The sequence below is a fragment of the Pseudoalteromonas sp. SG44-1 genome (genome assembly GCF_014164315.1).
GTDB lineage: Bacteria > Pseudomonadota > Gammaproteobacteria > Enterobacterales > Alteromonadaceae > Pseudoalteromonas > Pseudoalteromonas rhizosphaerae.
The window spans coordinates 1-21256 of the sequence record NZ_JACJEW010000069.1 but is presented as its reverse complement, the minus strand read 5'-3'; the positions used below and the strand labels follow the sequence as shown (position 1 = coordinate 21256).

The 21256-nt window shown below is 39.8% G+C and carries 21 protein-coding genes; 17 read left to right on the top strand and 4 right to left on the bottom strand.

Annotated features, from left to right (window positions below):
* Positions 1–86: 86 nt before the first annotated feature.
* The 3 genes from H5187_RS20465 to H5187_RS20455 form a co-directional block, all read right to left on the bottom strand.
* Positions 87–281, bottom strand: a complete 195-nt coding sequence (locus H5187_RS20465; protein WP_182798241.1) for a transcription factor — start codon at positions 279–281, stop codon at positions 87–89.
* 186 nt (positions 282–467) lie between these two features.
* Positions 468–1037, bottom strand: a complete 570-nt coding sequence (locus tag H5187_RS20460) for a PIN domain-containing protein (RefSeq protein ID WP_182784914.1) — start codon at positions 1035–1037, stop codon at positions 468–470.
* The gene (locus H5187_RS20455; RefSeq protein ID WP_182718833.1) at positions 1037–1489 is read right to left on the bottom strand and encodes an excisionase family DNA-binding protein; all 453 of its coding nucleotides are present in this window, start codon (positions 1487–1489) and stop codon (positions 1037–1039) included. Before H5187_RS20455 ends, H5187_RS20460 begins: the two co-directional genes overlap by 1 nt.
* Before the next feature lie 267 nt (positions 1490–1756).
* On the opposite strand from H5187_RS20455, the gene H5187_RS20450 reads away from it, so the two are divergent.
* Positions 1757–2947, top strand: coding sequence for an alpha/beta hydrolase-fold protein (locus tag H5187_RS20450; RefSeq protein ID WP_182718824.1), 1191 nt, complete (start codon positions 1757–1759; stop codon positions 2945–2947).
* Between the two features lie 77 nt (positions 2948–3024).
* Here the strand turns inward: H5187_RS20450 and H5187_RS20445 are convergent, their stop codons facing one another.
* Positions 3025–3819, bottom strand: a complete 795-nt coding sequence (locus H5187_RS20445) for an AraC family transcriptional regulator (RefSeq protein ID WP_182718825.1) — start codon at positions 3817–3819, stop codon at positions 3025–3027.
* A 97-nt stretch (positions 3820–3916) separates the two neighbouring features.
* Here H5187_RS20445 and H5187_RS20440 point away from each other — a divergent pair, with 97 nt between their 5' ends.
* The 16 genes from H5187_RS20440 to H5187_RS20365 form a co-directional block, all read left to right on the top strand.
* Entirely contained in the window at positions 3917–4621 is a 705-nt protein-coding gene (locus H5187_RS20440; protein WP_064435637.1) for a type 1 glutamine amidotransferase, read from the top strand.
* A gap of 362 nt (positions 4622–4983) precedes the next feature.
* Positions 4984–5598: a hypothetical protein gene (locus tag H5187_RS20435; RefSeq protein ID WP_182798240.1), complete on the top strand. Its 615-nt coding sequence runs from the start codon at positions 4984–4986 to the stop codon at positions 5596–5598.
* Between the two features lie 432 nt (positions 5599–6030).
* Complete coding sequence (locus H5187_RS20430) at positions 6031–7635, top strand: ABC-F family ATP-binding cassette domain-containing protein (RefSeq protein ID WP_259398521.1); 1605 nt, start codon at positions 6031–6033, stop codon at positions 7633–7635.
* Positions 7636–7640: 5 nt separating this feature from the next.
* Complete coding sequence (locus H5187_RS20425) at positions 7641–8792, top strand: MFS transporter (protein WP_182718827.1); 1152 nt, start codon at positions 7641–7643, stop codon at positions 8790–8792.
* A gap of 337 nt (positions 8793–9129) precedes the next feature.
* Complete coding sequence (locus H5187_RS20420) at positions 9130–10437, top strand: DEAD/DEAH box helicase (protein WP_182768254.1); 1308 nt, start codon at positions 9130–9132, stop codon at positions 10435–10437.
* A 152-nt stretch (positions 10438–10589) separates the two neighbouring features.
* Positions 10590–11126, top strand: a complete 537-nt coding sequence (locus H5187_RS20415) for an RNA polymerase sigma factor (protein WP_182718829.1) — start codon at positions 10590–10592, stop codon at positions 11124–11126.
* 144 nt (positions 11127–11270) lie between these two features.
* Positions 11271–12266, top strand: a complete 996-nt coding sequence (locus tag H5187_RS20410) for a FecR family protein (protein WP_182718830.1) — start codon at positions 11271–11273, stop codon at positions 12264–12266.
* Between the two features lie 284 nt (positions 12267–12550).
* Positions 12551–14941 (top strand): TonB-dependent receptor, encoded by a 2391-nt coding sequence (locus tag H5187_RS20405; RefSeq protein ID WP_182718831.1) that lies wholly within the window; start codon positions 12551–12553, stop codon positions 14939–14941.
* A 144-nt stretch (positions 14942–15085) separates the two neighbouring features.
* Positions 15086–16705 carry a PepSY domain-containing protein gene (locus H5187_RS20400; RefSeq protein WP_182740150.1) on the top strand — a complete coding sequence of 540 codons (1620 nt, stop codon included), beginning with the start codon at positions 15086–15088 and terminating at the stop codon, positions 16703–16705.
* An 8-nt stretch (positions 16706–16713) separates the two neighbouring features.
* On the top strand, positions 16714–17067 hold the full coding sequence (locus tag H5187_RS20395; protein WP_182719659.1) for a DUF3325 family protein: 354 nt from the start codon (positions 16714–16716) through the stop codon (positions 17065–17067).
* 27 nt (positions 17068–17094) lie between these two features.
* On the top strand, positions 17095–17445 hold the full coding sequence (locus tag H5187_RS20390; RefSeq protein WP_182719658.1) for a hypothetical protein: 351 nt from the start codon (positions 17095–17097) through the stop codon (positions 17443–17445).
* Positions 17442–19118, top strand: coding sequence for a PepSY domain-containing protein (locus H5187_RS20385; RefSeq protein WP_182798239.1), 1677 nt, complete (start codon positions 17442–17444; stop codon positions 19116–19118). Before H5187_RS20390 ends, H5187_RS20385 begins: the two co-directional genes overlap by 4 nt.
* A gap of 74 nt (positions 19119–19192) precedes the next feature.
* A complete protein-coding gene (locus H5187_RS20380; RefSeq protein ID WP_182784924.1) occupies positions 19193–20140 on the top strand; it encodes a MotA/TolQ/ExbB proton channel family protein in 948 nt (315 codons plus the stop codon).
* Entirely contained in the window at positions 20124–20594 is a 471-nt protein-coding gene (locus H5187_RS20375) for a biopolymer transporter ExbD (RefSeq protein WP_182719655.1), read from the top strand. Before H5187_RS20380 ends, H5187_RS20375 begins: the two co-directional genes overlap by 17 nt.
* Positions 20594–20998 carry a biopolymer transporter ExbD gene (locus H5187_RS20370; RefSeq protein WP_182719654.1) on the top strand — a complete coding sequence of 135 codons (405 nt, stop codon included), beginning with the start codon at positions 20594–20596 and terminating at the stop codon, positions 20996–20998. The genes H5187_RS20375 and H5187_RS20370 overlap by 1 nt, the downstream gene beginning before the upstream one ends.
* On the top strand, positions 20995–21256 hold a 262-nt coding region (locus tag H5187_RS20365; protein ID WP_182798238.1), incomplete at its 3' end, for a hypothetical protein. The genes H5187_RS20370 and H5187_RS20365, both read left to right, overlap by 4 nt.

The window sequence follows — 21256 nt, the reverse complement described above, 5'->3', positions numbered from 1 at the left end:
TTAGCTCTGTTGTTTTTAAGCGATTCATAAGATCACAAAACACCATGAATGTTCCCTCGCTTCCCACATTTTTTAATACTATTAGTTCATTGATATATAAAGGCTAATTCTGGGGATACTTTAGGCTTTAACCCCATTTCCTCACAAAATTCTTTCGCCGTGATGTGCTTTAACTCATCAGCAAATTTAATCATTTGTAGGTGAAGCTCAGCCGTGTACTGGTTACGAGGTGCTTCAGCAAAAGCCTGTTTTATTTGCTTGAAAATCGCTTTATTAGACATTGATAAGGATTAGATTTTAACCATTAAGCTAAATTAGCTAATTTAGCAATGATATGCAAAGACTATCGTCAGAGGGTCTCACTAGCGGCTATTTTATGATCGTGAATAAATGGCGTTTTTCTTTTTGCCTTTAATCAAATAGGAGTTCAATCACTGCAATTTTGCTTATTTTAATGAAAGCCATAACTAAAGCATCAAACTAAAGCGTTTTAGTTTTGATACAAAGCTTGGTAGTTTTTGTCTTTGTAAACAGGCTAAAAACTCTTCTTGCGTCATGGGTGGCTTTTTCAATGAACTTCGTTGCTGTTGAGCGGCTTTTACGCAAGCGCTACTATCTAATTCGAACATATCACATAAGAATTCATCAGGGTGGATCGCTGTTAAACCGAGCGGCTCAAGTTCTTGTGTTGGGAAATCTTTTAAATTAAAAGTAATAATCGATTCTGCTTGGCCTTTAATGGCTGCTGCAACTACATGTCTATCATCTTGGTCGGGTAAGCATAGTCCGTTAATTAAAGGCTCATAGCCTTCAACTAAACAATCAGGAACGTTAGCATTCATGAGCGTTTTGATTCTTTCAAGTGCTTTATGCTCAATACTTGGGTTGTTCTTAAGTAGGTTACGAGTCCATTCATCATGTATTTGCTCTGTCCATCGAGCTCGGAATAAACCTGTATTGGCTAAGTACATCAAATAGCTACGAAGTGGAGCAGGGTACATAACACATGCATCTAAGATTACCGTATATGATGACATTAGTAGCCCATATCCATTTCTTGATCTAATGCAGATAATTCAGCAAGTGATGCTAAACGCTGCTCTTCTAGGCGTTGTTTATATTGCATAAGATCGGCAAAAGCGACTTTCCTTCGATTCCCCGTGCGAGTAAATGGGATTTCTTGTGAATCAAGGAGTTTTATAAATGTTGGGCGTGACATATTCAGCATATCAGCACCTTCTTGCGTTGTTAGCTCAGCATGAATAGGGGTGATGCTAACGGAGTTACCTTGCCCTAATTGAGTAAGCACTTCGATCATCATATTTAATGCGCTTGCAGGAATCGTTACTTCATGAGATTTACCTAGTTGATCAACCACATTAATTCTTTGCGCCTCGCCATTGGCTTGTATAACAGCTGATAGCTCTTGGCTACCAAGCTTAGCGAGTGCTATTTCTTCAGCGCTGGGTAATTTAGTAGCTGTGTTCATTTTTTCTCTCTTACTATTTTCGAGTGCAAATTGTACAATGCGGTGAGTATCCGAAATATTCGCAATAAAGTCAACATTCGAAATATTCGAAAATAAAAACTAAATACGATAAACAGCATCAACCTGCTTGTAACTCGACGCTGTTACCTAAAACACATTAAAATAACTAATTCTCATTTCACAAGTAATAAAAGGCAATTAATGCGCTTTTTTTGTGCCTGAAACTCTGTTAGCTTAAGTAACACATTATTTTCTAAGGGATTAGTTATGCGTTTACTCACCACTCTGTGTTTTGTTAGCTTTTTTGTTTTTAGTTCACAAAATACCTTTGCACAATCTAACACTAAACAACAAAGTACAGATTACTCTGTGCACACGCATACATTTAAATCGGCTGTTTTAAATGAAGAGCGCACAGTTACAGTGCAATTACCAAAGAGCTATCAAGCTGAGCCAAATAAGGTATACCCTGTTATATATCGCCTAGATGGAGCGGGTAATATACCGCTTGCCAGTGCTGTTATTGAGCGTTTACAAAATGATAATCGTGCGCCTGAGGTTATTATTGTCGCTATTGAAAACACTAATCGACTTAGAGATATGTATCCTACCGTGAACAAGGAGCCACAGGGCCCAGTTGGTGAAGGGGGCGGTGCTGATAAGTTTTTAGCGTTCTTTGAACAAGAGCTCATTCCTTTAGTTAATAAGAATTATCGTACGCATAATTATAAAGTGATTTCTGGCGCATCTGCGGGTGGTGTATTTGCGTTATATGCGTTGCAGGCCAAATCTGAGTTATTCCAAGCGCATATTGCTTATAGCCCTGCAGTTTGGTGGAACTATGGCGCATCGGTAAAAAGCACAAAGTCGTTTATAGCTAAAACGAAAGAGCTTAACAGTTACGTTTACATCAATATTGGCGAAGAAGCCGGCATCATGCGCGAAAGGTACGATGAATTGCAGCAAGCTATACAATCGCATAAAGTGCAGGGGCTACGCTTCTTTAGTGATGCGTTTGATGGTGTGTCGCATAACCTGACTTCCGTTGCTGGGGCATTTAATGCCTATCACAACTTATTTTTACCTAAACAAATGCCAATCAGTGCTTTAACTGACGATGTAGCGTCTATTGATGCTTATTATCAAAACTTATCTCAACAATGGGGTGAGCAGATATCGCCCCCAGATCGCGCTGTTAGATCACTCGGTTATAACTTAACGGGCAGCAAGCAGTTTACCCGTGCTATTGAGGTGTTTAAGTACAATATAAAAAACCACCCCAAATCAGTCGATGCGCTTTCAGCTTTATCTTATGGCTATGAAATACAAGGTGATACTCGCCAAGCTCTTGAAAAGGTGGAATCTGCTTTAGCGATTGCAGACGGCTCATACCCTTATGTAGATTACTTACAAGATACACGCATTCGGCTAGAAGCTCAGCTTAATAAAAACCTGTAATACAAGCAGGTACTTAATTTTTCGATATTTTATCGATAAAAAGTCCTATTATGCATCCAGTAGTTCTAAATGATTTTTTAAATTTTCAACGTTAAGTTATGAGCTAAGCTATCGCGACGATATTTACTCGGGGTCTGATTAAATAATTTCTTAAATGCGTAAATGTAAGCTGAATCAGAGGTATAGCCTAACTCTAATGCAATATCTTGAATCGACCTCTTTGAATCCAAAAGTTGTAAAGATAAAACGAGTCTTATATTTTGCCGCCACAATGAGAAAGATTGATTAAATTCTTTTGCGCAAACTCTCGATAAAGTGCGTTCTGATGCCCCTACTTTTTTAGCCCATTCTTTTAGCGTGAATGACAAATCAGGTTGTTGCTTGAGTTGTTTGAAAATTGCTAGCAGGCGTTTATCGGTTGGCAGTAATAATGGGATGTCATAACTATTAGCCATGACAGTTTGATCTCTGAGCACGAGTAATAAATGAGTAGTATTGGATTCTGATTGTTGGCTCATATCATTTTCAAACAAGAGCAATATGAGCTGTTTAATGAATGGAGTTACAAGGCAGGATTTAGCTTCACTTGCATACTCTACCCATACATCAGGATTAAGATAAACGGCTAAAAACTCAGTATTCGTGACTGCTACAGATTTATGAGACGTGTTTGCGGGTATGTATAGCATTGCATTGTGAGGCACGATTATGCTTTTACCACCAATGCTTGATTGTAGTAAACCTTTAAATGGGAACACTATTTGATGCCATGGGTGTGAGTGAAAATCATCAACGTAACCAGCAGGCATATGAATTGTTTTTGTTATTAGCTGTTTATGAGTATAACTTTGGATTAGCTCGTTAGCTTGCATGGTGGCGGTTTATCGATGTTTTGTGTCTGTTAGTATAAAACGCATAGCTCTGATTTGGTATATCATCGTGAGCCTCTGTTATTTAAAAGGCAAAAAAATGCATATTCACTTTATTATCCATGAGTATTTTGAAGCGCCAGGTGCATACGAAACTTGGGCTAGAATGCAGGGTTATACTATTAGTTATTCTAAGGTGTATGAAGGTAGCCCTCTGTTAGATGCGATTAAAGATATTGATATTTTAATTGTAATGGGTGGCCCTCAAAGTCCTAATACAACAATTGAACAATGCCCTTATTTTGATGCAAAAGGTGAGCAAGCCCTAATCTTAAAAGCGATTGCTGCTGGGAAAATTGTACTTGGCGTTTGTTTAGGGGCTCAGTTGATTGGTGAAGCATTAGGTGCTCATTATGAACATAGTCCTGAGCGTGAGATTGGTAAATTTCCAATTACTTTAACACCAGCAGGTTTAGTGCACCCCTTGTTTGAGCACTTCGATAAAGTGTTAGAAGTCGGTCATTGGCACAATGATATGCCGGGGCTGACACCTGATGCAAAGATCATCGCATATAGCGAGGGCTGCCCAAGGCAAATCGTTGCTTATAATGAGCGAGTATTTGGTTTTCAATGTCATATGGAGCTAACTAAAGAGGTTGTAGCCTTGCTAATTGAGCATGATGATCTTAGTGAAACTGCAAAATACCGCTTTGTTGAGGAGCCAGAAGTATTACTTGCTCATGACTATGATGCTATGAACCAAAAGATCTATTTATTTTTAGATAAATTAGTAAATACCTATTAGCTCAAAAGTATGTGCTGCGCTGCCTGTTTCTATCGTTTTTCTCTAACCTGAAGTCAGATAGAGTTACTTTAGCCGTCGTGCTATGGTTTTTATCTAGCTAAATCAATGAACAACGTCGCTTCGTTCTAACTAGTGGATCGAATATTTTCATCAAAGCCATTTTTAAAACCACTAACCCCTACAGAGTAGCTAATAAACGTGCCAGAAATACAGGCTTTTTTCGTCATGGCTACAATGTATATATGGCGATATCTGTCTAGCAAAATGATTTAGGTGAAGTACCCAAAATAAGTCCTAAACTAATAAGTAAGTCAGCCGATACAGAAATACTTGAATGCAGAACAACTAAAAAAGGAACTTTTATGACAATCAATTTTAATATTCATCAAGCGGTAAGTCTTACTACCACAAATCAACCCAAAGCGCCGATAGCTCCTCAGCAGCAAGTGACAGATACTGATGCTAAAATAGAGGCTGAGGCTGAGGCAGAGCCAGAAGCGATTGCTGCATTTACTGGCGAAGCACAAAAAAGCTCACCCTATAGTGCGCTGCTTAATCCTGAAGGCTTTGATTTTAGTAATATGTCGATCAATGAATTTAAAGGGATAGTCGATGCGGTGAGAAAACTTGAGTCGGATACACAAAGAGCAAGCGGTAACACAGAAAGCCTCAGAGGAACATTTTGGGGGGATGTTATGGATGTAAAGGGCTCTCTTGAAGGGATCAACTTCCAGAACAGAGGTTTTTCTTCAAGTGATAAAATCGATATAACAGCATTTTTTGAACTTGGTGTTAAGGAAGCACAACAAATGCGAAAAGAGCACCCTCGCTCTTTTAGTAAAGTTGTTGGATATGCGCGGTCTTCTTTGTCAACGGTAGAAAAATTAACCTCAGAATCTTTTATTAAAGAATATCAAGCAAAGGCCGTTGAGTTCTTAAAAAGCCAAGATACCCCATTGATAAAAACGCAGGCCTAGCATTGGTGTGAGCTTGTATGTCTTATTTTAAAGTAAATTAGCAAAAATGAACCGGGATCAACCAAAGCCGGCAGTTGTAAAAGAGGCATACTTTGGATACGTCGCAGCTCAACTATTGACCGAAAAAAGATATTTAGCTAGAATCCGCACTATTCAATTTTATAGTTATCTGTAATGTTTTACATCTTATTCAAGAACTTTGTCAGGAGGCTTTGCTCCGCGCACTATCACGATGAAGTGTTGCTCGGAGCTTGATGTTTTCTGAATCTTCATCAGGTATAACGTGATCCCTCTAAAATAAGGGAGGGGTAGTTGTATCTGATCATTACAGAAAAAGGCCGACGATGAACTTCATCGTCGGCCTTTTTTGTTTTTGATGGTTAGAAAAAATCATAAACAAAGTTTCGATGATTCTTGAAACGAGGGGCCGGTATGTCATATACCGCCCCTCGTTTTTTTGGTGTAAAAACAATGAGTTTATTAAATTTAAAAAGTGTTACTTACCACATTGGTGATAAAGCTTTATATCAAAATGCTGAGTTTACTCTTTTAGCTGGTGAGCATGTTGGTGTAACCGGTGCAAATGGTGTAGGTAAAAGCACCCTACTTAAACTGCTTCAAGCAGAGTTATTACCTGATGAGGGCGATATTATTTGGCAACCTGCAATTAAAATTGGCTATCTTGATCAGCATGCTCAAATGAATGATTTGCTCTCGGTATATGATTATTTGCGAACAGCATTTTCTGAGCTGTATTTACTCGAAGCGCAAATGTTAGATATTTATGCTTGCTCAAAAAAAAGTACTCAGCAAAGCCAGCTTAATCGAGCTGCAATGATCCAGACAAAGTTAGAAAGTCAGTCATTTTATGTGATCGATAATAAAATTAATGCTATGGCTGAAGGGCTCGGGATCACGGCATTTGGAATGCAGACTCAACTTGCTAAATTAAGTGGTGGACAGCGTCATAAGGTGATGTTGGCGAGGATATTATTACTTTTACCTGATGTGCTTTTGTTGGATGAGCCTACTAACTATTTAGATGTTATACATATTAAGTGGCTAACAGAGTACTTAAATGAGTTTGAAGGTGCGTTTATGGTGGTTTCACACGATCAAGCCTTCTTGAATAGTATCGCAACTAATATATGCGATATAGATAGACAAACTATCCGAAAATACAAAGGTAATGTGGCAAAGTCTATGGCTCAGAAAGCCAATGATGATGCGGCTTATATTAAGCAATACCAAGCTCAAAAAAAGCATATCGATAAGTTGGAGCTGTTCATTGCAAAAAATGGAGCTGGAGTGAATGCCAGCATTGCTAATGGGCGCAAAAAACAACTAACACGTATCGAACGGCTGGTGCCTCCTAAGCAAAATAAGCCAATAACGTTTATGTTTAGAAGCTCAACCTCTAATGCGCAAGAGATGCTTAAAACATTGGATCTGGTAATTGGTTACTCTAGGCCATTATTGCCAGCGATTTCTCTTACTATTATGCGTGGCGAAAAAGTGGTGATTACAGGTTTTAATGGTATTGGTAAATCAACGTTATTAAAAACCTTAGTCGGAGAATTAGCACCATTATCGGGAGTGATTGCATTATCACCTGTTTTGCAGTTGGGTTATTTTGAGCAAGAGTTGTATTGGTCTTATCCTGAAGCGACACCGGTAAATTTGCTCAAATCGGTGTGCGATGGGTTGGATGATAAGACCGCAAGAGAGCAGCTTGCGCGTTTTGGTGTGGCGGGGAAATTAGCAATACAGCCCATTGAATCGCTAAGTGGTGGTGAGCAAACTAAAGTAAAGCTATGTTGTTTAGCATTAAAACCGACTAATTTATTAGTGCTTGATGAACCGACAACACATTTAGATATGGAAGTAAAAGCTGCACTTAAACAAGCCTTGATGGAATACACTGGAACAGTGATTATCGTTTCACACGAGCAGAGCTTTGTTGCTGATTGGCCAGACCGAATAGTGGACATTCAATCTATTATTAATACCCAATATGCAGAAGTAGTGAAAGGTTAAATGCTATGTTATTAAAAATATTATTATTCTTTATTGCTTTTTTAGTGGGCGCGGATGAACTGATGCTAGGGCCAATCTTGATTCCAATCGGTAACGATTTAGGAGTTGAGCCAGAGCGGGTCACTTTATTTATTACAGCTTACAGTGTGGCTTTGGCAATGGTTGCACCTGTATTGGGAGCATTATCTGATCGCCATGGTCGTTTGTGGGTGCTATTACCTGCGGCATTGCTATTTGGTGCTGCGTCGATTGCGACCGGATTAGTAGATACATTTGAATGGGGATTAACGACCCGAGTACTTACAGGGCTTGCCAGTGCAGGTATGCTACCTATTGCCTTTGCAATTGCCGCTGATTCTTCAGGTGCAGATGCTGTAAAACGGATTGCTTGGGTTCAAGCTGGCCTTACTCTGGGTATGATAGCGAGCCCTGCAGTGGGAGCTATTTTAGCTGAATGGCTTTCTTGGCGCGCTGCATTTATCGTTCTTGGAGTTTGTGCTTGGTGTGTAGCTGCTTTACTTGGAATACTAGCTGCTAACAAATTACCAGTTGAAAAGGTGAGTCCACAAAACATAAGTAAAGAGCAACCTGTTAAAATATGGGCGATTCCAGGTGCGGCAGGCGCCTTGCTTGCTATGTGCTTTGGTCTCGGTGGCGGTATTGGTTTGTTTAATCTTATTGGCCAGCACTTACGTGACAGCTTAAATGTATCAATGTGGTTAGTGGGGAGCTTATATGCCATTTTGGGGGTAATAAGTGTGATTGGCAATATGTTGATGCCCCGTTTGATGCAGCGTTTTGGCAATGGACGTCAAATAATGAGAGTTGCTTTGATTGTATGTTTGCTTGTTAGTGTCGGGTTTTATTCTTATCCCACAGAGCATTGGGCTATTCTGCTTTTGTTGTTAGCGTTTTGGTCGATGGCAGGTGGGATCGGATCGCCGGCCTTACAAAGCTATATCGCTGAATTATCGGTAACTCATCGTGGCGTATTAATGTCTATGGGAATCACCATGATGCATATTGGTGTCGCTATTTGGTCTGGAATCGCAGGGTTTGCTTACAGTTTTGGAGCAATAGGAATGGTAATTCTTGCTACCTTATTATTCGGAATGGCCATTGTCGTGTTGCGCCCTATTAGCAAAGCCCAAAAGTAAGCATGATATTCGCTGGAGTTAACATAAATAAAGATCAATAAACTTAATCCAGCTCCGCTCTAAAGGGGCTGGAATTTCAAATTACTGGCTTACAGATTTTATTTTGCAACAAAGCTTGGGAACATAGCCAAATACTTTGTTTAAAAAGATTATTCTAAACATAATAATAAAAGCGCGGGATAAATCCGAGTTTACAAAAATCACAAACCTGCTCGTAATTTGTAGCTCGAAGCGCTCAGCTGTTACCTAAACTACATTTAAATCACTAATCTCTACTTAACGGGCAATAAATACGCTAAAATTGCAGGCTATTTTTAGTAATGAGCCCGCACCTTTTATGACCTCAGCCGCAAATCCTAGTAATTTCAACGAACTTGGCCTTATCCCAGAGCTAATTGCTCGATTGTCTGATCTTGAATACACCCAGCCTACGCCGATTCAGGCAAAAGCAATTCCAAGTATTTTGGCGGGCAGTGACTTAATTGCAGGGGCGAATACCGGCTCAGGTAAAACAGCAACGTTTGCATTGCCTATATTACAAAAACTCTTTTTAGAGCAAGGTGCTAAAAAAGCTGCTAGCAAAGGTAATTTTGTAACAGGGCTGATTTTAGTGCCAACGCGAGAGCTGGCAGTGCAGGTGGCTGATAGTGTTAAGTCGTATTCTGCAAATTTTAATGGCGCAATAAAAACCGTTGCGGTGTTTGGTGGTGTGTCGGTTAATACCCAAATGCAGGCACTTCGTGGCGGCGCCGATATTATCGTGGCAACCCCTGGGCGGTTACTTGATTTGATTTCAAGTAATGCGATTAAGCTCGATAGAGTCAGCACCTTAGTGCTTGATGAAGCCGATCGCTTATTAAGCTTAGGCTTTACCGAAGAGTTGGCTAGTTTATTAGCGCTTATGCCTGCTAAAAAGCAAACCATGTTGTTTTCTGCGACTTTCCCAGAGCAAGTTAAGCAATTAACCCAAGAGCTGTTAACTAATCCGGTTGAAATACAAGTTCAAAATAAAGACGAAAGCACCTTAGTACAGCGCGTATTTACGGTTAATAAAGGCGAGAAAACTACGGTTTTAGCGCATTTAATTAAACAGCAGCAATGGCGCCAAGCACTGATTTTTGTAAACGCTAAAAAAGATTGTGAGCACTTAGCCAGTAAGCTCGAAAAACGTGGCGTTAACGCGCAAGTATTCCATGGCGATAAAGGCCAAAGTGAACGTACTCGGGTAATCGAAAAGTTTAAAGATGGCGAAATAGAAGTACTAATAGCCACGGATATTGCCGCCCGTGGTTTAGATATTGCCAAACTGCCAGTAGTGATTAACTTTAACTTACCGCGTAGCCCTGCTGATTACATGCACCGCATTGGCCGAAGTGGCCGTGCTGGTGAAGTAGGTTTAGCGTTATCACTGATTGATTATGAAGACTTTCATCACTTTAAAATTATCGAAAAGAAAAACAAACTACGCCTAGAGCGTGAAGAAGTAACAGGCTTTGCCGTAAACCAAGCCAACCTTGATGCCGCCGAGGCGCTTAAAAATGACAAGCCAATGGCCAAGCCTGAAGGTACTGGTAAGAAAAAGAACAGAAATAAAGCCGATGATATAGATGATGTATGGAGCGGCTGGCGAGGCAAAGGTAAGTAATGCCAAAATAGTTAAATACATAAGCATAAGTGGGTAAGCTACTGTTGCTTATGTATGGCCTTTAATTGCTGGAGTTCTTTACATCTGCTAATGCAAAAAGTTATTATTAGCGTTTATTGACGAAACATTGCATTTAAGGTGAGTAGTAGACCTTGGCTTCATTTCCTTTTCAAACCTTAGCACAAGCCGTTGAGACTTATTATGGTGAGCTTGTAAAACACATTCGCTTGCGTGCGGGTTCTGTTGACGTTGCAGAGGAAGTCGTTCAGGAAACATGGCTACGTGCTGTTAATACGCATATTGAGTTACCCAGTAACCCAAAAGCTTACTTATATCGCATGGCTAGTAATCTGCTGGTAGATCAATTTCGTCAACAACAAACAGCCCAGCAGTGGCAAGCGCAAATAGTGTCGCCTCAAGAGCAAAGGCAATGTGAGCAAGTGGCTTGCCCTTCCCCTACACATACTGATGTATTAATTTCTAAACAACAACTGGCTGTATTAGAGCAGGCCATAGCCGAATTACCAGACAAATGCCGAGAAGTATTTATACTGTATCGCAGGCAAGGACTAACAATGCGAGAAATATCGCAGATATTGGGTATCAGTATTAAAACGGTTGAAAAGCACATTGCAAAAGCTATGGTTCATTGTCGTCAATGCTTGCGAGAGGCGGGGCGACAGGTTTGAGTTTTTTTATTTATTCACCCATTTTAACGATTTTTAACTACGCATTTATCAAGTTGGTCAACCAAGTAAAAGTTATTTTTATAATAAACTTTCTGATTGGTATTTGCTTTTTGTTAAGTTGTATTTTTGTAAGGCTTAATCAGTATGGTTGAGATGGCAAGTAAGTATACAGCTGAGATACCGGAGGCTATCTTAGAGCAAGCTTCAGTATGGCATGCCCGCATGCACGACAGTGATCTTCAAGAATCACAAGGCTGTCAGTTAAAAGCACAGTTCAATACTTGGCTACTTGCAGACCCTTTACATCGGGTAGCATACGATGATATGAGTTCGTTATGGGATGTACTGACGCACTCGGAACTATCTGAAAACGATTTAATATTAGAGCCAACCGTTCAAAAAACCTTCATTAAGCGTGTATCACGGCCATTTTATGCAGCCGTTGCAAGTGTTGCGCTTTTTGTTGCTATAGCAGGTGTTGGTTGGCAACAAAACTGGCCGCTGCGCTTACAAAGTGACTATTACAGTAACGTTGGTGAGCAAAAAGTTGTGCAACTGGATGATAATAGCGAAATTATCCTTAATACTAATAGCGCAATTAAAGTTAATTATACCAAACAGTTACGGGAAGTGGTATTGCTTCAAGGCGAGGCTAGATTTAATGTTGCTAAAAATAGTGAACGCCCTTTTGTGGTAAATACAACACAAGGGACGGTCACTGTTACTGGCACTCAATTTAATGTTAGTTTGTATAGCGACTCAGCCACTGTCAGTCTGTTTGAAGGAAGCGTTGCACTGACGTCGAATCAAGCTAGAAAACTTAGGAAAAACTTATCTGCAAATCAACAAGCTAAGCTTTTTTCAACGGGCATTGGCGCCGTTAGTGAATTTGATGCAGCAGTGGTTAATGCTTGGCAGCGTGGGCAGCTTGTTTTTTATAGCGCTGCGCTTAGTGAGGTTGTTGCTAAACTGAATCGTTATCGTAAAGGGAAAATAATTATTACTGATGATTCAGTTAATAATTTGCAGATTAGTGGTGTGTTTTCTATTAATGACCCCGATGCTGCGTTGGAAATGATCACTGAAACCTTAGCGTTAAAACAAACTCGCCTAACTGATTATTTAGTCATGTTGCACTAAAGAACCTGAACTTCGAATAATAAATTTATCTCCGGCTTGAGAGTAAAACGAATATTAATACAATAAATTAATGTGTGAGTGAATAACTTGACTAAAGATCAGGTTAAATAAGCGTTAGTTTTTCTCCTCTTTCTTACCTTTCAAATAGCGCACACCCTAGTTAAATTCTTTCTGGCTGTAATAGCTGCATAATTTTTTTTAACCGCACTGGGGGAAAGTGTGAGTGAGATACGTCTTAATTGTAGGTGTAAATTATTCGTATTACTTTTACTAAAGGGCGCTTAATGGATTTTCGTGTTAATAAACGTATTGGGTTGTTTTCAATACTAACCTTGGCGTTCATAGCCAGTCATTCACTGCAGGCTAATACTGCAGTTAAACCGCAAGTTGAAAATACTGCTCACCAGCACGCAGCACGCTATCAATTTGATCTTGAAGCTAAAGTATTGTCAAAGGCTATTACTGATTTTTCTGCTATTACTAACGTTCAGGTTTTATACACGGGGATACCGACAGCACAGTATATGTCTGCTGAAGTTAAAGGTGATTTGACCCCAGCTCAAGCGCTTAATGTTTTATTGTCTGGCACTAATATACGTTACCGGTTTGTCACTACAAATGCGGTAACGTTAGAGAAAGTAAAGGCCAAAACTAACAGTCAGCCGTTGTCTTTAGGGCCAATAACGGTAACGACTGCTGCAGGATATTCTCAAGAAATCAAAAATTCACCGGCAAGTATTAGCGTGCTTTCAAATGATACTCTGGAAAAGCGCCCGTTTAGTTCTTTACAAGATATTACTAATGAAGTGCCAGGTGTTAACGTTGTTGGCTCAGGTGCTAATAGTGGTATATCAATTAGGGGCATGCCTAAAGGGTACACATTGGTATTGGTTGACGGAAAACGCGTTCGCTCAGAAACAGCTAACCCAAGAGAATTAAATAATGAAGATCTAGATAGCAGTTTCATACCACCGGTATCAGTTATTGACCGTGTTGAGGTTGTTCGCGGGCCCATGAGCTCGCTATATGGTAGTGATGCTATGGGTGGGGTAATTAATATTATTACCAAAAAAACGCCTGAAAAATGGGGCGGCAGCGTAGGGTATGGCTTTCAAGCGCCTGATAGTGGTGTGATGTCGAATAAACGCCAAGCGGATTTTTACTTATCTGGGCCGATTATTAAAAACACTATGGGTGTTTCTTTATGGGGTAGTGAAATACTGCAAGATGAGGATAAATATTTAGGCGGTTACCAAGAATCTCAAAAGCGTACTTTAGGCGGTAAGTTAAACCTTATAGCCAATCAAGATACCGATTTAACATTTGATTTTTCAACCTCAAAGCAGCGTTATACCAGCAATCCTGGTGGCGTGTTAAAACAAACAAGTCGGTCCGCTGTTGATCGAGAGTGGACACGAGACTCTTGGGGTATAACCTACAATAAGCGTTTTGAGCTGGGTGATTTAGAAGTCAAATATTACCAAGAAAGTTATGAAAGATATCGTTATCCAAAAACTTACGAATTTACCACAAGTTCGGAAAATAAAGTTGCCGATGCGCGCTTTTTAACCGGTTTTGGTCGTCACCTTATAACTACGGGTTTGCAGTGGACTAACGATGAACAAGCCAATAGTGATTTGGGCGGAGGTCATTCAGGTAGTTTTGGCACAAGAAAGGTCACTGATTGGGCTATTTTTACTGAAGATGAGTGGGAGCTTATTAGCCAAAAGTTATATTTAACGTTAGGCGCTCGATTAACTGACAATGAATTTTTTGGCAAACATACTTCCCCACGTGCTTATTTTGTTTTTAATTATAGTGAAAACTTAACTTTTAAAGGCGGTATTGCAACGGGCTATAAAAGTCCAAAAATCACTCAAATTGATGAAACTACAGGCTCATCACGCGGCGGCGGTAATGATCAATTTGTGATCATGGGTAATCCAAACTTAAAACCAGAAAAAAGCACCAACTATGAGGTTAGTGCTATGTATAACAACAATAAAAACCTGAGTTTTGGCACAACTTTTTTCTACAACGATTTCACCAATAAAATACTCAGCACGCAATCTTACTACTTTAGTGATGGCAATGACGGCGTTATTGCAGCGTATTGCGACTCTGGGAGTGTCGGTTCGCAGGAATGTCCAGCTTGGGCTACGTGGCTTAATGCTGATGGAGCAACAATTCAAGGTATTGAGTTAGAGGGAAATTGGGATATAGCTGAAAAGTTGGCGCTGAAAATTAACTATACCTATACCGATTCTTCCATAGATGCCAGTAATGTTGTTATTAATACACCTGCAGGCGCGCGCCCTTTTGGCGATACTCTGGCGCAATTAGATGGTAATTCGTTAGTTGGTGTTCCTGATCACACCGGTTCCGTTGTCCTTAATTATTATCCAACCGATAAGTTATCTAGTTACATAAGAGCGAATTATGAAGGGCAAATTACCCGAGTTGATTTTGATCGTAACTCGGTTGATAAAAGTGAAAAAGATTTAGCGACTTTAGATATTGGATTGAGTTATGACGTTAATAAGTGGCTTAGTCTAAATTTCACAATTGATAATTTTACAGATGCAAAGCGTTTTAAAGTACGTGAAGACACTGGCGCTTTTAGGTTTTCAGAGCGTGGACGTAGTTACTTCATGAACATGAAAGTGTTGTTTTGATTACGGCTTATAGCGAATTGGAAAAATGATTATGGCTGTAAGCTTTTTAAACACTCCATCTTTTTTATTGAATATGCCATGTGACGTTACTTGCACATTAACAACGACATGGTTTAGAGACTGGTTGATTAATTGGTCTTGCGCATGAGTAGAAAAGCAGTAAACGCAAAGCTTAACATACGAGTAAGAATGGGTCCTGTTCATACATGGGTGGGGCTGATTTTAAGTGGGCTTATTTTTGCAATATTTTGGACTGGCACTTTGTCTGTATTTGACAAAGAAATAGACCGCTGGATGATGCCAGATACTCGCATTAACTTAATGAAAGTGACATCTTCGTTATCGGTAGATAAAGATATTATTCAGCCATTGAGTGAGCAGCAAAATGGAGCTGCTTACTGGACAATTGTGTTACCGCGTGAGCGTATACCATATGTAATCAAAGCGGCTTCATATAAAAAGCCTCGTCGCCATGTTCGGGAGTATTTTCATCCAGTTACGCTTGCACCATTAACAAAAGCGAATAGACCTAATGCTAGTAGTTTTATTTACCCTTTTCATCATAACTTGACGCTGCGTAAAGATGATTTAGGTGCATGGCTGGTAGGGGTTGCAAGTATTGCAATGCTCTGTCTGTTAGTTTCAGGCATTGTTATTCATCGGCGAATATTTACCGATTTTTTTTCTTTACGTTTATTTCGTAAGTTCAGCAGAGCTAATTTAGATCTGCACAATTTAACTGGTGTTGTGTTACTACCATTTACTCTTGTTATAACTTTGTCAGGGTTGATTATTGTACAACAAGTCTATTTTCCTCAATTAATTAGTCGCGTTTATCAGCAAGCTATTAGTGTTGAGAATAGTAATAAGGTCGCGAATGAAAAAGATGCTCAGCGTTTATTTTCAGCAAAGGTGCTAGGTCATATTCGTGAGTCTGCCAGCGGAGAAAAAGGCCATTTTGCCTCCATTGAACAGATGATTTCAGAGGCTGAATCAGATTGGGGTAAAGGAGGTGTTTATTTAGTACGAGTAAATCATCCTGGTGATACTAATAGCTCTGTTGTGTTTAGAAGACATAGCGATGATTCGGTTACAAAAAGTAATGATCATAAGCGTTTTAATACTATGACAGGAGAGCCAAAAGGGTCATTTACTGGCTCGCAAGCTGTTGGCATTTGGAACTTTATAAGTGGCATGCACTATATCCAATTTGATCATTGGCCACTTCGTTGGTTGTATTTTTTTGCTGGTTTAGGTAGCTGTTTATTAATTGCTACGGGCTTAGTGCATTGGACCACCGCGAGTAATAAAAATAACCTAAACCCTCCTCTCAATGTCGCTCTAATGAATGCACATAATATTGCGGTTATAACCGGCATTATTGCTGCAACAGGTGTGTTTTTACTTACTAACAGAGTAAGGGATATATCCCCATATTTGGATGCTGTTATGGGAGATAAAGCTGAAATATATGCATTTTTCAGCGTTTGGTTACTTAGCTTGTTGCATGCTTTGCTAAGTGTTTTACAAGATAGATCATATGGATACTTAAGGGCTTGGACACAGCAATGTGGATTTATTGCTGTTGTTGCTGTTTTTGCCGTTATTTTAAACTGGGTGGGAACAGGGGATGGCCTTATTAAAACAGTGTTTACAGATACTTACTGGCCTGTAGCGGCTACAGACTTGGTGCTACTAATCTCGGCTGCCAGTGCTTTTTGGACTAGCGTAAAGTTACGAGCTCATTATCAAGAGAGGTTTTGAAGAATTTTATGATGCACATCGGATTAATCGCGTCGTTTGTCTGTGCCTATGTTGGTTTTAGTTGTTGGGCTATTAGTCAAACTCAGCATTGGCGTACTGTTATTGGTGGACCCTTTCCAAATCAAGGTACGGTCAGAGCACAGCGTTTTATTGGAATTTTTATGGTGGCATTGTCATTAATTTTAGCGGTGTTTAATGATGGCTTTAGTTTTGGCGCGTTGGTATGGGTTTTAATATTAAGTTTGGCGGCGACTTTAGTCGCATTTTCTTTGGTGTGGTGCCCACGTTTATTGGGCTATATCAACAAAGTTATATCGTACTTTTATTTTGATAACACAGTGGAAAAAACCAATAAACCGTAATGTTATTTTTATTTTTAGGTGAAAAAAATGGTCGTAAAAGGCTCAGTGTTAACTGATCTAAATAATCGCGTTAATCACACTATGGCTGTTTATAAATGGCTTTATAGTATCAGTATGGTGGTGCATTCAATTGTTATTTGCTTGCTTTGTTATATTAGCAGCTCGCAGCTTGTCAATATTACGGGGGCAGTACTTTTTCATTTAGGTATGGTGTGGACTGATGCTGTTGTTGTTGCAAGTATGACAGGCTTTATCTACTTACCGGTTATTTTAATGTGGGCTTTTTCTCGCGGAAATACGTTATTAACCTGGGTAAATGTGATCGGCTTTACGGGTATAACCTTTGTTGCAGCTTGGTTAGCTGGGGCGTTGGTATGAAAACCGGGTTTAGATTTAACATGAGTGTCTTGCATACTTGGGCTGGGTTGCTGTTAAGTGGTTTACTGTTTGCTATTTTTTGGACCGGCACGCTATCAGTATTCGATAAAGAAATAGATCGCTGGATGATGCCGCAAACGCGAATTAATATGGATACAGCACCTAAATTATCCGTTGATCGCGATATTGTTCCTCTACTCAATACTCTCTCTGAGGGAGCTACGGCATGGAGTATCGTACTACCTTCTGAGCGCAAGCCCTTTTTAGCGTTGGGTTATGATACCAAAGAGTCACATATAGCTAAGCGAAATAGTTTTCACCCTGTGACGTTAGAGCAGCTTCCTGCATCGAATACGCGAGGTGCAAGTCGCTTTATTTATCCATTTCACCATAATCTTACGTTACGCAAAGGCAATATTGGTGCTTGGCTGGTGGGTATTGCAAGCATTGGCATGTTGTGCCTTTTAGTCTCAGGAATAGTGATACATCGTAGATTATTTACTGATTTCTTTTCCTTTAGAGTGTGGCGTAGTTTTAGCCGAGGTAACCTTGATGCGCATAACCTAACCGGCGTTGTACTATTACCTTTCACCTTAGTTATTACTTTGTCAGGATTAATGATTGCGCACTTAATTTATTTTCCTAAAGCGCCCGATGCCGTATATGAGCAAATGCACCCTCAAGCAGTACATACTCAGAAAACTCCAGCTAAGGAAATTACGCGCTCACGCCAAAAAATCGATAGTAAAAGTAAAGCTCCTAAAGCCAAAGAAGGCGCAGGTAATTCGCCTGCAAGGCGGCGTTTTATTGGTGAGTCACAAGGGCGAGTTACCCCTAAAGCGTCCGGCGAATTTGCAACGATAACATCTATAGACCCTTTAATTACTGCCACTGAGGAAGAGCTGGGGCATGGTGCTGTTTATATGGTGCGGGTAAGTAATCCTGCGGATGCAGAAGGTGTGATTGCGCTTCGCTTAAGTGGTGACAAAAGTGTTGCACAAAATATGGATAACCGACGGTTCTCTGTTGCAACAGGTGCAGAGCTAGAGCACTTCGAGTCGTCTTCCGTTACTAATGTGTTTAATTTTGTAGCGGGTATGCATTATGTGCAGTTTGATCATTGGCCATTACGCTGGTTTTACTTTGTTGCAGGGCTTGGGGGATGTGTTTTGATAGCCACTGGACTATTACATTGGACACAGGCACGCAATCAAAAACATGACGGCACACGTTTTAGCATCTTTTTTATGAATGTACATAACCTGAGCGCAGTTATGGGCATTATTATCGCAACGGGGGCTTTTTTAGTAGCTAATCGACTATTTAATAACTCAGTGCAATTTGCAGGTGTTTTAGTCCGTGACCTTGAAGTATATGTGTTTTTTAGTGTGTGGATGTGTTGTTTATTTCATGGCGTGATCAGAGTGCTCATAAATAAGCGCAGTGGTTATATCAAGGCATGGACTGAGCAATGTTGGGCAGTAGCTTTTATTGCCATTGCAGCGGTTGTATTGAACTGGCTCACCACCGGAGACCACATAATTAAAACTTTATTTACAGATGCTTACTGGCCAGTTGCAACAATTGACTTGTTGCTAATTAGTAGTGCTGCACTCGCAATTTTTGCAGCGCGAAAGTTATCAGCCAATCTCGAATTAAATATCGGTAGTTAAGTAGTTTTAATCATTCTTGCTTGCCTAGCGGTAGGTAAATAAAAAATTGATAAAATTAAAAGTTGAGGCAGTTGATGAAATTAAAATTCTTTTTGATCATATTTGTACTATTTATATTTCCATTTACCTGTTCATCTCAGGAGTCAGCCAGTGTAGATAATAGCCAAGTTATTTCCGCAATTAATAATGAAACTAGTGTCAGTGAGGCTGCACCTTTAGAGTTTGATTCAGCTTTAGCTGATATAACAAAAGATGTGGGAGAAAATAAAATAGCTGATGTTGAAGTTATGAGCGCACCCTCTTGGTACAAAACGACTATAGAGCTTTTAAACACAGGGGGAGCAGTCGTATACATACTGTTGTTGATGTCGGTAATCGCATTAACCATTGTTTTAATAAAGCTTATACAGTTTCAAAAAGCACATATTTGGCAACGGCAATTCGCAAAGCGTGTACTTGTTTTATGGCAGCAAGGAAAATGTGAAGATGCACTTAATTTAGCTAATAGACATCCAAACCCAATAACGCTTGCAATGGCGCGTGCGTTTAGGGGGATTACACACAATGTTGCCGAGCCTGCGGTACGTGAAGACGTTCTTAGGTTTGGTAGTGATACGCTGTTTCGCTTAAGACGTGGCTTTCGTCCATTAGAAGTGATTGCTTCTTTGTCGCCATTGCTTGGTCTATTAGGTACTGTGTTGGGTATGATTTCTGCGTTTCAGCAACTAGAAGATGCAGGTAATAAAGTGAACCCTGCTATTTTATCTGGTGGTATTTGGGAGGCGCTACTAACAACGGCTGTGGGGTTATGTGTGGCTATACCTGTGGTGGCATTATTAAATTATTTAGAGCGTCAAGTAGACCACTTAGCCCACGAAATGGACAACTTATTAACACAAGTATTTATTACTGACTTGTCGCAGCAGGGATGTGAAGCTTTATATCAGGGCAACGCACAGCAAAAGAGTGTAGTGTTTTCGCAGGTCAACACGATGCAGGCTGAGCATGCAAAAAGCGTATAATCAATTTCCAACACTATCAGCTAAACAAGCAAAACGAAAAACGTTGGTGAGCCTGACGCCGCTAATTGACGTGGTATTTATTTTGCTCATATTTTTTATGTTAGCTTCGAGCTTTACAAAATGGCATAGCGTTGAAGTAAATAGTAGCAGTAATACAGGGGGGTCTTTAAAAACAGATTTACCCCCGTTTTTAGTGCAAGTTGCCACCGATAAATTGTTACTTAACAACAACGAAATTGCGCTAAGTAGTTTGTTAAAGAAAGCCAAAGTAAAGCCGAGTGAACAAGCAATAATTCTACAACCTTTAGGTGACACTCCGGTGCAGGCATTGATCGACATTTTAGATGTATTAAGTGAGCAAAGAATAGCGCCTCTACAGCTAGTTCAAGACCCAACATGGCAGGTAAATAATCAAACTGAGATAAGCGCCAATATGCCTTTGGAGTTACATTAATGCATTTCCCTGAGCGACGACCTGATCAAACAGAAGAACGTATTTTACCGCTAATTAATTTAGTCTTTTTATTACTTATTTTTTTTATGATCGCAGGCAGTTTAAGCGCAACAGAGCCATTTGATATTACTCCTCCCACTTCGAGTAGTGAAACAGCAAAAGATGCAGAGACAATTGTTGTGTTAATGAATAAGAAAGGTCATTTTGCTCTAGATAATCAGCCGTTATCAGAGCCGGATTTACTTGCCAAGATTACAGATATTATTAAGCGTAGTCCTAACACTGTGATCACTATAAAAGCTGATGCAGATCTTGTTGGAAATCATCTAGTAAGCTTTACACATGGCTTATATAGTATAGGTGTCAAAAAATTACAATTATTGACTGAGCAGGCGCAGCAATGAAAGATACAGCTTTAAAGTTAGGTGTATGGGCTTGGTCTGGTGCAATTTTACTTGCAGCTTTAGTACATTTAATTATATTTTTTTTAATTTTTTATTCGCCATCCATTGCCTTGCAAAATAGTACGCAAGCTAGTGCTAAATTAGGAATAGAGATTTCGTTAGGGCCACAGTATATTGAAAAAAATGACCTGATTAGCTCCTCGGTAAGCACTGAAAATAAAGAAAAGACCGAGCCTAAACCAGAGCCTAAACCGGAGC